Genomic DNA, 11682 nt, shown 5'->3' on the forward strand with positions numbered 1-11682 from the left:
ATTACTATGACTTACCCAAGTAGTATTTTATTTGTTTGTCTTGGTAATATCTGTCGCTCACCTGCCGCCGAAGCGGTGATGGCAGCGAAGATTGCCAATGCACACCTGCCCATTCGCCTAGACTCGGCAGGCACTGCCAATTATCACACGGGCAATCCGCCCGACACTCGGGGTATCACAGTCGGCAAATCGCTTGGTTATGATTTATCTGCCCTAAGAGCCAGACAAGTGTGCGTGGCAGATTTTTATGAATTTGACCAAATCTATGCGATGGATGAGAGCAATTTGGCAAATCTGACCAAACTACACAACCAAGCCATACAAAATGCTGATGGTCGCACGGTGGCAAAGTTGCAGTTATTTGACCCGACGGGCAAGGCGGTTGCTGACCCTTATTATGGTGATGAAGCGGATTTTGTGGCGATGTTTGCGCATTTAGAGCAAATTGCTGATGATTATCTTGCGGCATGGCACAGTCGTATATGAGATTTGTTATTATTTAGGTGCGACTATTTACAGGCAGATGGCAAGTCATTATAATGCTTGCATACGCCCGTGCGATTATTTTATAAGTAGCAATCATGTCAGACACTCATCAACACAGTTATCAAGACAGCTTTCAAGACAGTTATCAAATTTGTCATCAATACGACCTATCACATCTGAATACCATGGCGTTACGCTGTGTGGCTGATACTGCCATCATCATTCATGATGCTGATGCACTGCCCAAGCTTGAGCTTGGCGATTCTTGGTTTGTGCTGTCAGGTGGGAGCAATGTATTGCTACCGAGTAGGCTTGATACCACCGTGATTTTGCCACGCATGATGGGTAAGCGTATCATAGATGAGACTGATGAATATATCCTGCTTGAAGTGATGGCAGGCGAGAATTGGCATGAGCTGGTCACGCATTGCACGCATCAAGGGTGGTATGGACTTGAGAATCTGGCACTGATTCCAGGACTTGCCGGTGCTGCGCCTGTGCAGAATATCGGTGCTTATGGCGTACAGCTAGAAGATGCGCTTGAGTGCGTACAAGTCTATGAATGGGCGACGGGTGAATTTCACACGCTAAGCCGTGATGACTGCCAATTTCGCTACCGTCATAGCATCTTTAAGGATGAGCCAAACCGCTATCTGATTACCGCCATCACCCTACGCCTGCACAAAAACCCAACCATCACCCGCACAGGCTATGGCGATTTGCACGCACACGCCCTATCGCTTGCCCATGATGATAATCGTGAAATCATCCGTCCGCTTGATGTCTATCAAGCGGTCATCGCCATTCGTGAATCCAAACTGCCCAATCCTGCCATCTTACCAAATTGCGGGTCATTTTTCCAAAATCCCGTCATTCCAACCGAGCAGTTTTTGGCACTACAAAGCAGTTATCCAACGATACCATCGTATCCTGTCAGCGATGATGAGACCAAAGTACCAGCAGGTTGGCTGATTGATCAATCAGGGCTCAAAGGCAAAGGCATTGAGCCAATTCTCACCCACGCCAAGCAAGCACTGGTACTGACCAATCATGCGCCACTGACCGCCACCCAAGACGACATCAAGGTAGCGGCGAACCACATCATCAGCACCGTGCATGACAAATTTGGCATCACGCTCGTGCGTGAACCTGTTTGGGTCAATGCTGATGGTAGCTACATCTAACTCACCCAAGCCGTCTAAGCGACGCCGCATACTTGGCAAGCTTGCTTGTGCGCTTGGCATCGGTGGTGTCGTCATTGTCATCGGTACAGTCTCGGTCGTGACGCCGATTTTTGCTACTGTGGGTAGTGGATTATTATCACTGCATTCTACCATCACCCTACCTAAGGCAGCTGATGACGCATCTGCCATCGTGGTGCTGGGCGGTGGTCTGACCAAAGATAGCGACGGTCAAATCATACTCAACCACTACAGCCAAAGCCGTGCCGATGCAGCCATCAAAGCATATCAAACACACGCACACACCATCATCACCAGTGGTGCAGAGTCGCCATGGCTGATGGATTATCTCAATCAAAAACTTGGCGCACAAGCAGTCATCATCAGCGACAACGCCAGTATGAATACCTGCGAAAATGCCATCTTTAGCGCCAAACTCATCGCTCATCACGAACTGCCCAAGACTGTATATCTGGTCACAGACCGCTACCACATGGCTCGAGCACGCAGGCAGTTTGCCCAAGCAGGTATTGCCACCATCGCCATCGATGCGCCACTTGCGATAGCCCCAAGCTGGTTTAAGCCCAAAGACAACCTAATCCACACTCGCCGTACTGTCTATGAAATAGCCGCATTGGCACGAGATATCGTCGCACCCCAAGATAACTGCCGAACCAGTGACGAAATCAGCCTAGAAGAAATCAGCACCCCAAGACGCAAGCCCAAATTATTCCTATAATACGCCTTAGCAAGACAAAAAACTTGTAAAATTTGCACCATTTACCAAAAATTACATTAAAATCGCTTGCATTTGGTAAAATTTTCTATATAATACGACGCATTGGAAGCTTGGCAGAGCGGTTGAATGCACCGGTCTTGAAAACCGGCGTGGGTTTATAGCCCACCGAGAGTTCGAATCTCTCAGCTTCCGCCATTATTCATTACCCCAGTCGCTATATCACTCGACTGGGGTTTTTGATATGTATCATTCCACTTTTTATCACTGTATCAGTTTATAGCCATCCCAGCTATATTTAGCCACATTTAGCCACGCTTAACCACACTGATAATCACACTTAACCCTACTTAGCCACATGGTACTTTTATGATTTCCAGCTCATTAAGCCAAGCATTTATCCAAGGTCTGTTTGTCTCAGGCTGTCTGATTATCGCTATCGGCGCTCAAAATGCCTTTGTGCTCAAGCAAGGCTTGATGAAAAACCATATTTTTTGGGTGGCATTGACCTGTTTTTTGTGCGACTTTGTGCTGATGAGCTTTGGCGTGCTTGGCTTTGGCTCGCTGATTAGCCAAAGTCCGATGGCAACCATCGCCCTGGCGGTGGTGGGCGCACTATTTCTAGCCGTATATGGACTGCGTGCCATGCGCTCAGCTATCGCAGGCGGCACTAGTCTTACGCTTGATAATGACAGCAAACAAAGCACACTGCTTGCCACCATCGGCACGACCCTTGCGCTGACACTACTTAACCCCCATGTTTATCTGGACACGGTGGTCATCATCGGCGGTGTGGCAGGTACGCTTGGCTTTGAACAAAAAATCGCTTTTTTGGTAGGTTCGCTACTGGTCTCTGCCGCTTGGTTTTTTGGTCTGGGCTATGGCGCACGACTTTTGATACCCTTATTCAAAAAAGCCATCACTTGGCAAATCCTAGATGCCATCATTGCCCTTGTCATGTGGGCGATTGCCATCAGTCTTGGCGTATATGCGTATGAGCTGTATGTGGCATAATTGCGTATGTAGCATAGTTGCTAAGCTTATGATAAGACAGTGTTTTTTTGATAATCGATTTACTTATCACAAACTCATGATGGATAAATTTGCCGTCGGACGGCTTTTGTGTTACAGTGGTTTTATTTTTAATCGCTTCTTATGTCGCTCATTCGCAAACGCAAACTGACCAAACGCCAAACTCGCCAAATCGAACAAAACCAAAGCATCCAAGTCGATGACGGCACGCTTGCTACAGGCGTGATTATCTCGCATTTTGGCAAACAGCTCGATGTGCAAATCACCGCCTTGCCACAGATTTTGCCAGCACAAGCCGAGCCTAGCGATGGCATAGATAGTACAGACAAGTCCGCAGTCGCACTTGGGGCGATTTGGCGATGTCATACACGCACCAACCTACCGATGCTCGCCACAGGGGATGCGGTCAAATTCAGCCTAGATACCACCGCCAATCTTGGGCGTATCGAACAGCTACTTGCACGCACAACACTCATCACTCGCCCTGACCGCTATCACAAGGTCAAGCCTGTGGCGGCAAATGTCGATGTCTTGGCGATTGTCTTTGCCCCCCTGCCCAAGCCTGCGGTCAATCTGATTGACCGTTATCTGCTCATCGCACGGCTCAATGACATCACGCCACTACTGGTGCTTAACAAATCCGACCTACTGCCCGACCATCCCGATGTCGGTCAGATTATTGCAGAATATCAAGCACTTGGCGATAAATATGGCTTTAGTGTCATCACCACATCAAGCGTCGCCAAAGACGGTCTTGACATCCTGCATCAGCATATCGATGGCAAGCTGTCTATCTTTGCCGGGCAATCAGGTGTTGGCAAATCAAGTCTCATCAATGAGCTGCTGCCCGATGCACGCCAAACCACCAACATCATCTCGGTGAACTCACAGCTTGGTCAGCATACCACGACCACCAGTCGCCTGCTTGCTTATGATGACCAAAATCTGTCCGCAGGTGGTATCATTGACACGCCGGGTATTCGTGAATATGGCATTTGGCATCTGTCGGCTGATGATATTTTGGCAGGCTTTGATGAATTGAATGAATTGGCGGGCACTTGCCAATTTCGTGATTGCAATCATCATAGCAATGCCAAAGGCTGTGCTTTTTGGGCAGCTGCTGCACAAGGTGAAGTATTGGCACGGCGGATTGAGAGCTTGACATCATTGATTGATGAAGCCAAAAACGGACAAGCTGCTGCCAAGCCACAGGGTAAATAAGCAATGCATACTGATAAATGATGTGCATTTACCGTCATTTAACGCTATAATAATCGTTTCACAGATTATTTATGGAGTATCCCTTGGAACGCTGGTTTGAGTTTGTGGGCAATCACCCGTTTTTATTTGGTTTATTAATCGTTCTTGCCATCGCATTTTTTGCCATCGAAGGCAAACGCAGTGGGCGTAAAGTACCGCCAAGTGAAGTTGGTCTGTTGGTCAATAATCACAACGCACGCATCATCGACATCCGCCCTGCCAACAAGTTCGCCCAAGGGCACATCACAGGCAGTGAAAATATCCCATTCACCGAACTCAAAAATCGCCTGGCCGAGCTACAAGGCATCGAAGTCCCTGTCATCATCGTCTGCGACATCGGTATCCAAGCAGGTGCAGCGGTACAGCTCATCGCACGCCCAAATTTCATGCGTCTAGAAGGTGGTATCCAAGGCTATCAAGCAGCAGGCTTGCCACTGGTTGGTGCTAAGAAAAAATAACAGCTATCAGCACCCTTGAAATTGTTGGCGACTTACCCCATATCATGAGAAAGTTAGCATTTTTTTGAGAATAAACATGACCCAAGTAACCATCTACACCACCCCAGTTTGCCCATACTGCACCAACGCCAAACAGCTACTAACCAACAAAGGCGTAGAGTACAGCGAAATCAGTATGTACGATTTGACCACCGAAGAGCGTCAAGCGCTATCAGCCAAGACCAATGGCTATCGCACTGTGCCACAGATTTTTATTGGTGAGACCTTTGTTGGCGGATTTGATCAGCTGAATAAGCTGAATCAAGAAGGCAAATTGGATGCGATGTTGGCTTAATGAATTTTATTCATTGATTTTTATTCATTAATATTGCCCAAATTCACACATTGACAGATTTTGACACAAGGAGCATACCATGTCAGACGAACAAACCCAACCACAGCTTGGTCTTGAGCGTATTTATACCAAAGACATTTCATTTGAAGTGCCTAGCGTTGAAGTCTTTACCAAGCAATGGAAACCAGAAACCGACATCAACATCGCCGCAAGCGTAACCGATCTTGATGAAGATTATAAAGAAGTTGTGCTGACTGTCAGCGTAACTGCCAAGCTTGAAGACACCGTGGCATTCATCGCCGAAGTACAGCAAGCAGGTATTTTCCTACTAAAAAATATCCCTGAAGATGATTTACCACATCTACTACAAGCTTATTGCCCAAATATCCTGTTCCCTTATGCACGCGAAACGATCAGTGATATGGTATCACGTGGCAGCTTCCCACAGTTGCTGCTTGCACCAGTGAACTTTGAGCAAGCTTATATCCAAAGCCAACTTGAAGCACAAGCTGAAGCCGAAACCAATGGCAACGCCTAATTTTGGCAATCCCCAAAAAGCTCGAATATATTTCGGGCTTTTTTATTGGCAAATTCAGAACAATATCACCAAACATATTGCAAATATCTGCCAATTTTGATAACTTTAGATGATTTTTAGATAAATAAGGCGACGCCATGAACAGTGTACAAGTCAAAATCCTAAACCCAAAAATCGGACAAGATCCAAATTTCCCCCTACCCACTCGTGCGACCGATGGTTCAGCAGGGATTGATTTGCGTGCGTGTATCGATGAGCCCATCACCATCAAAGCCGGTGAAACCAAGCTGATCGGTACAGGTCTATCCATCTATATCGCCGACCCAAACTATGCAGGCATCATCTTGCCACGCTCAGGGCTTGGGCATAAGCATGGCATCGTACTGGGAAATCTGGTCGGTCTCATCGATGCTGATTATCAAGGCGAGCTAATGGTCAGTGTGTGGAATCGCAGCGCTACTGATTTTGTGCTTGAACCTGCTGAGCGTATGGCGCAGTATATGGTCGTGCCTGTGGTACGTCCTAGCTTTGAGATTGTTGATGAATTTAGTGATGTCAGCGAGCGTGGTGCAGGTGGCTTTGGCTCGTCAGGTCGTCAATAAGATCAGATTTATATCATGTTGAATTAGAAGGATTTTTTATGTCATTAAGCTTAGAAGATGCCAAGCTCACCGCTGAAGTCATCACCACTGCCCTACCTTATATCCAAAAGTACAAAGACAAGCTGATCGTCGTCAAATACGGTGGCAACGCCATGACCGATCCTGTGCTTGAGAGCTCATTTGCTCGTGATATCGTGCTACTCAAGACCGTCGGTATCCATCCTGTCGTCGTGCATGGCGGTGGCCCACAGGTGGATAGCCTGCTATCAGAACTTGGCCGTGAATCCGAACGCATCGACGGGATGCGTGTGACGGACAAAGCAACGATGGATGTCGTCGAAATGGTGCTTGGCGGACAGGTCAATAAATCCATCGTCAGCCTAATCAACAAACATGGCGGTAAAGCCATCGGCATGACAGGCAAAGACGCCAATCTTATCCGTGCCAAAAAACTATATATGCAAAAAATCGATGACGAAGGTCGCCCACAAGCGGTCGATCTTGGCTTCGTCGGTGAAGTAGAATCGGTCAATAAAGATGTCATCGATATGCTCATCGCCAGTGACTTTATCCCTGTCATCGCACCGCTTGGTGTCGATGCCAATGGTAATACTTACAATATCAATGCTGATCTAGTTGCTAGTCGTGTCGCTGAGTTTCTCGGTGCCGAGCGCCTGCTACTGCTGACCAACATCAAAGGCGTACTGGATAAACAAGGCAATGTCCTAACCCATCTATCTGCCGATGATGTCGATGCACTGATCGCTGATGGTACGATTTCAGGTGGCATGATTCCAAAAATCGCTGGCGCACTCGATGCCGTCAAATCAGGTCTGCGTAGTGCTACCATCGTCGATGGTCGTGTACCGCACGCTTGCTTGCTTGAGATCTTTACCGAAGAAGGTGTCGGTACACAGATTTTGCGGGATAAATAAATCGCCGTCTTTTGTTGATAAAGCCTGCCATTTGGTAGGCTTTTCTTTTAGCCCAAAAAGTAAGGTGCGTACCACGCACCATTAGAATGATGTATAGAAAGATACGCCGTGCACACTCTACCAATTTTATATTCAAATCATCAACCAAAAAGCCCATCCCGTAGGATGAGCTTTTGTGGTATCTAAAATCGCTTCAGATTAGAAGTTGTATTCTAGACCAGTACCGATACCGAATGATTTGGTATCAACATTTGCTGCATTGCTTTGATTTAGGAATGCACCATATACATGACCGGTAGCTGACTTGTTGAATGCATACTTACCGCCAACGACATAACGTTGTGCTTCGTCATCTTTAACGCCTTTAGCGTTAGTTACTACATCCACTTGACCATAAGTAGTCCATGGAGTTTGAGTTTTGTACTTACCGCTAACAGTGAAAGTATTTTCGTTGTCGTTGGTGTTTAGGTCAGTGTTTTGATATAGCGCACCAATAGTCAATGCTGGAGTTGCGTCAAAAGCACCTGATACACGCACTGCTTTTAATGGTTCACCGCTAAGTGCATTGCTTGCAGAAATATATGATGCGCCTGCACGGAATGGTTGGTTTGCTGGCTCATATTGTACCGCAACACCGTAAGCGTCACCATTCAAAGTGTCAGTTGATGCATTTTCGTCCATTACATACATTGCAGATGCAGTTAGACCATTGTAAGTTGGAGAAACGTATGCGATTGCGTTGTTTACACGCTCTGCATCAAATGATGCAAGAACACCGTCAGCACCGTGAGTAGCTGCAGCTGCAGCGCCCTCAACTTCTGCATAGCCAATTACGCCACCAGTAGTTACGTTTGCATAGTCAACACGACCGTCGATAGCAGTTAGGCGACCAGCTAGTAGAGTACCATATTGCTTGTTAGCTAGACCTAGGTACGCATCACGAGCTTCAAAAGTACGAGTGTTGTCATCAACTTCCACACGGTATTCTAGCTTATATACAACGTCAGTATTTGCAGTTAGTGCTTCAGAGCCTTTTACACCAATGCGTGAAGCATTTGAGTTAAGCTGGGTACGACCATCAACACGCTCTTGACCTTCAGTTTTTGAAGTAGTAGTGTCAAGAGTTAGGAATGCTTTACCATATACAGTAGGTGCAGCTTGCGCAGCAGTTACTGATAGAGCAGCGATAGCAGTAGCTAGAACTAGTTTTTTCATGGGTTTTCTCCACTAAAGTTGGGCTTAATGCCCGATACATCAACCTATATCATAACCGTATAACTGTTGATGCGGTTTTTTTGGGTTTTGACAGATTCTGTAGTTAGAATTTTGCAACTTTATAGCAACACTTGATTACCTAGCTTTGCAAAATTCCGCACAGTTTCATTTGTGTGTTTATAGAATACCAACTTTGAAATATTTTGCAATACCTTTTGTGAACTTTTTGCCAATATTTTGTGAAATTTTTTTATTTCTTGTTATTTTTCAATAAGTTAAAAAATTCAAAAATTTCCACAATTTCGTAAGTAAATCGTTAATTTTTTTGCCATTTGTATGATTTTTATACAGATTTTTGGGTGCTAATGAGGTGTTTTGCGCCCATTTTTACAAACTTTGTTACATCTTTTTGAGCCAAAAACTTGACTTTTTTGTACAAATGTTCGCTATTTTTTGGACAATTTATCAGCAAATGTTACAGTTATATGACAGAAATATTTGTAATGTTAGTTAATAAATATCTTTATTATTTTGATAAATTTCTCCAAAATCAATTGTGCTATAATAGAGTTATCCTATTTAATACAGTTTTTGGATGATTTATGACACAGACAACCGACATTCACCCAGATGATGATTTGGCGACGATTACCACTCGTGCTCGTGCCAAGACAGATATTAGCCATATTTATGAGTTTCTCGGCTGTCGCACATCCGATGCGTGGCTAAGCCTTGCCAAAGACAATCTCCCCCTACTACTCCAAGACCACGCCAACTGCGAAAAAAAGGCGGCAGGGACGGCGATGAACTTGATTTTTCGTTATGAATTTCACCGTGATCTGCAAGAACGACTGGCGCAGCTGGTGCGTGAAGAGATGCTACACTATGAACAAGTGCTGTCCTTGATGAAAGATCGTGGTATCGCATGGCACTATCTGCCTGCAGGTCGCTATGCCAAAGGACTGCTCAAGCACAAGCGTACGCATGAACCTGCTGCGATGGTGGATGTGCTGATTATTGGGGCGTTTATTGAAGCGCGTTCGTGTGAGCGGTTCTCGGCACTGGCTGATGTCATCGATGATGAGAAATTGGCTCGTTATTATAAATATCTGCTCAAATCAGAATCACGCCATTATGAAGATTATCTGGCACTGGCTCGCTCGATTACCGATGAGAGTATTGATGAGCGAGTGGCGTTCTTTCGTGAAGTCGAGCGAGAGCTGATTGATACGCCTGATGAGATGCTACGCTTTCATAGCGGTGTGCCAAGTCGTGAGCTGCTCGCACAAAGCCAAGCACACGCCTAAAGCCGAATACTACTTAAGGATAAGATGATGACCCACCCCACTCCTGTATATCTGGCTAAGTCCGTCAAAGACTGGGAAAGTAGATGGTTCGCCGCTGGTAATAGCAGCTACGGGCTGATGCAACAAGCAGCGCTCATGATGGCAAATCATCTGCTGTCAGTGCTCACACCATCACAAATCTGCATCTGGTGCGGTAGTGGCAATAATGGTGGTGATGGCTATCTGCTCGCCGTCTATCTGTCACGCCATCATACAGTGCATATCTATCAAATCGCACCGCCAACCAGCGCCGATGCCATGTGTGCCTGCCAAGCCGCCATCGATGCAGGTATCAGTATCACGGATACGCCTGTGGTGGCTGATGTGCATATCGATGCGGTATTTGGCAATGGTCTAGACCATCTGCTCTCTGATGAGATGCTAGCTGTCGTCGATGCGTACAACGCCCAATCAAGCTATAAAATCGCCATCGATATCCCCACGGGGCTACATCCTGATACAGGGATGCCACTACCTGTGTGTATGTCTGCTGATATGACGCTGTGTCTGATGGGTTATAAGGCAGGTCTATTGATGGGCTATGCCAAAAGCCATGTCGGTAAGCTCGTCTGCCTACCACTCATCCCTGCCGATGATGCGCTGTCTGCGGTCGCTTGGATTGATAACACCCTACCCACCCTACCTATCCGTGATGGTGCACGCAGTCATCAGCACAAGGGTGACTATGGCTCAGTCATGGTCATCGGTGGTCATCCCACGATGGGCGGTGCAGTCATCATGAGTGGCGAGGCTGCCATCAGTGTCGGTGCAGGTCGTGTCACCATCTCCACCCATCCCAATCACCACCCTGCCATCATCACTCGCAGACCCAATCTAATGGTACAGGATATCAGCGATATCACGCTTGATAGACTGACACATATGACAGCCGTCTGTATCGGTATGGGGCTTGGGCGTGATGCATGGTCGGTGCAGGTTTTTGAGCGGTCTTTACAGGCTTTGGCACAGCTTGACATCCCTGTCATCATGGATGCGGACGCACTGTGGCATCTAGCTCATCATTCCGATGTACGCCTGCCAGCTCATTTCATCGCCACACCACATCATACCGAGGCGGCTCGCCTGCTCGGCATCCATGCTGATGATGTCGAAGCCGACCGTATCCATGCCATCCGTGCACTACAAGCACGCTATGGCGGTCAATGGGTACTCAAAGGTGCTAACACACTCACCATCGACCAACACGGCACGATTCACATCTGCACGCTAGGCAATGCAGCTATGGCAACCGCCGGCATGGGTGATGTACTGTCCGGCATGATGGCAGGCATACTCGCTCAAGCACCCGATACACCAATTCATCAAATCGTTGCTTTGCACGCCCACTGTGGCGATATACTCAGTACTGATGGTGTCGTCGTCGATGTCAATCAGATGGGGCAAATGGCAAGTCAGGTGCTAAAGACATCTTGATGGTTGTTTTTTGATGACTGTTTAGTGGTTAATTAATGTCATTTAACGGCAAGGCATTTTGCACATCACTGATTACTTTAGTCACTTTAAAAAAAATCCCAAAATCTGAGCCGCACCCCAAAAGT

General features: G+C 46.7%; 13 protein-coding genes and 1 tRNA gene. 13 read left to right on the top strand and 1 reads right to left on the bottom strand.

Annotated features, from left to right (window positions below; all coding sequences use genetic code 11):
* Positions 1-6: 6 nt before the first annotated feature.
* From B0680_RS06840 to argB, 11 genes are all read left to right on the top strand, one after another.
* Positions 7-486: a low molecular weight protein-tyrosine-phosphatase gene (locus tag B0680_RS06840; protein WP_078254345.1), complete on the top strand. Its 480-nt coding sequence runs from the start codon at positions 7-9 to the stop codon at positions 484-486.
* 185 nt (positions 487-671) lie between these two features.
* Positions 672-1670, top strand: a complete 999-nt coding sequence (murB, locus tag B0680_RS06845) for a UDP-N-acetylmuramate dehydrogenase (RefSeq protein WP_265734177.1) — start codon at positions 672-674, stop codon at positions 1668-1670.
* Entirely contained in the window at positions 1654-2406 is a 753-nt protein-coding gene (locus B0680_RS06850) for a YdcF family protein (RefSeq protein ID WP_078254371.1), read from the top strand. Before murB ends, B0680_RS06850 begins: the two co-directional genes overlap by 17 nt.
* Positions 2407-2510: 104 nt before the next feature.
* Positions 2511-2601: transfer RNA gene (locus B0680_RS06855), tRNA-Ser, on the top strand.
* A 171-nt stretch (positions 2602-2772) separates the two neighbouring features.
* Entirely contained in the window at positions 2773-3417 is a 645-nt protein-coding gene (locus B0680_RS06860; RefSeq protein ID WP_078254347.1) for a LysE/ArgO family amino acid transporter, read from the top strand.
* Positions 3418-3558: 141 nt separating this feature from the next.
* Positions 3559-4656 (top strand): ribosome small subunit-dependent GTPase A, encoded by a 1098-nt coding sequence (gene rsgA, locus B0680_RS06865; RefSeq protein ID WP_078254348.1) that lies wholly within the window; start codon positions 3559-3561, stop codon positions 4654-4656.
* A gap of 83 nt (positions 4657-4739) precedes the next feature.
* Positions 4740-5153 (top strand): rhodanese-like domain-containing protein, encoded by a 414-nt coding sequence (locus B0680_RS06870; protein WP_078254349.1) that lies wholly within the window; start codon positions 4740-4742, stop codon positions 5151-5153.
* A 76-nt stretch (positions 5154-5229) separates the two neighbouring features.
* The gene (gene grxC, locus B0680_RS06875; protein ID WP_078254350.1) at positions 5230-5487 is read left to right on the top strand and encodes a glutaredoxin 3; all 258 of its coding nucleotides are present in this window, start codon (positions 5230-5232) and stop codon (positions 5485-5487) included.
* A 79-nt stretch (positions 5488-5566) separates the two neighbouring features.
* Positions 5567-6025 carry a protein-export chaperone SecB gene (secB, locus tag B0680_RS06880; RefSeq protein ID WP_078254351.1) on the top strand — a complete coding sequence of 153 codons (459 nt, stop codon included), beginning with the start codon at positions 5567-5569 and terminating at the stop codon, positions 6023-6025.
* A 137-nt stretch (positions 6026-6162) separates the two neighbouring features.
* Positions 6163-6627, top strand: a complete 465-nt coding sequence (gene dut, locus B0680_RS06885; RefSeq protein ID WP_078254352.1) for a dUTP diphosphatase — start codon at positions 6163-6165, stop codon at positions 6625-6627.
* A gap of 38 nt (positions 6628-6665) precedes the next feature.
* Positions 6666-7562 carry an acetylglutamate kinase gene (gene argB / locus B0680_RS06890; RefSeq protein ID WP_078254353.1) on the top strand — a complete coding sequence of 299 codons (897 nt, stop codon included), beginning with the start codon at positions 6666-6668 and terminating at the stop codon, positions 7560-7562.
* Between the two features lie 198 nt (positions 7563-7760).
* Here the strand turns inward: argB and B0680_RS06895 are convergent, their stop codons facing one another.
* The gene (locus B0680_RS06895; protein WP_078254354.1) at positions 7761-8777 is read right to left on the bottom strand and encodes a porin; all 1017 of its coding nucleotides are present in this window, start codon (positions 8775-8777) and stop codon (positions 7761-7763) included.
* Between the two features lie 602 nt (positions 8778-9379).
* On the opposite strand from B0680_RS06895, the gene miaE reads away from it, so the two are divergent.
* Both miaE and B0680_RS06905 read left to right on the top strand, forming a co-directional pair.
* The gene (gene miaE, locus B0680_RS06900) at positions 9380-10084 is read left to right on the top strand and encodes a tRNA-(ms[2]io[6]A)-hydroxylase (protein WP_078254355.1); all 705 of its coding nucleotides are present in this window, start codon (positions 9380-9382) and stop codon (positions 10082-10084) included.
* 27 nt (positions 10085-10111) lie between these two features.
* On the top strand, positions 10112-11557 hold the full coding sequence (locus B0680_RS06905; protein ID WP_228143765.1) for an NAD(P)H-hydrate dehydratase: 1446 nt from the start codon (positions 10112-10114) through the stop codon (positions 11555-11557).
* Positions 11558-11682: the final 125 nt, after the last annotated feature.

The organism is Moraxella pluranimalium, assembly GCF_002014825.1.
In the GTDB taxonomy this organism is placed as follows: Bacteria; Pseudomonadota; Gammaproteobacteria; order Pseudomonadales; family Moraxellaceae; genus Moraxella; species Moraxella pluranimalium.

Bases quoted from the DNA above. Each gene is read 5' to 3' on its own strand.
- argB (WP_078254353.1), top strand. From the start codon at position 6,666: ATGTCATTAAGCTTAGAAGATGCCAAGCTCACCGCTGAAGTCATCACC.
- B0680_RS06840 (WP_078254345.1), top strand. From the start codon at position 7: ATGACTTACCCAAGTAGTATTTTATTTGTTTGTCTTGGTAATATCTGT.
- B0680_RS06905 (WP_228143765.1), top strand. From the start codon at position 10,112: ATGACCCACCCCACTCCTGTATATCTGGCTAAGTCCGTCAAAGACTGG.
- B0680_RS06895 (WP_078254354.1), bottom strand. From the start codon at position 8,777: ATGAAAAAACTAGTTCTAGCTACTGCTATCGCTGCTCTATCAGTAACT.
- rsgA (WP_078254348.1), top strand. From the start codon at position 3,559: ATGTCGCTCATTCGCAAACGCAAACTGACCAAACGCCAAACTCGCCAA.
- grxC (WP_078254350.1), top strand. From the start codon at position 5,230: ATGACCCAAGTAACCATCTACACCACCCCAGTTTGCCCATACTGCACC.
- B0680_RS06860 (WP_078254347.1), top strand. From the start codon at position 2,773: ATGATTTCCAGCTCATTAAGCCAAGCATTTATCCAAGGTCTGTTTGTC.
- murB (WP_265734177.1), top strand. From the start codon at position 672: ATGGCGTTACGCTGTGTGGCTGATACTGCCATCATCATTCATGATGCT.
- secB (WP_078254351.1), top strand. From the start codon at position 5,567: ATGTCAGACGAACAAACCCAACCACAGCTTGGTCTTGAGCGTATTTAT.
- B0680_RS06850 (WP_078254371.1), top strand. From the start codon at position 1,654: ATGGTAGCTACATCTAACTCACCCAAGCCGTCTAAGCGACGCCGCATA.
- dut (WP_078254352.1), top strand. From the start codon at position 6,163: ATGAACAGTGTACAAGTCAAAATCCTAAACCCAAAAATCGGACAAGAT.
- miaE (WP_078254355.1), top strand. From the start codon at position 9,380: ATGACACAGACAACCGACATTCACCCAGATGATGATTTGGCGACGATT.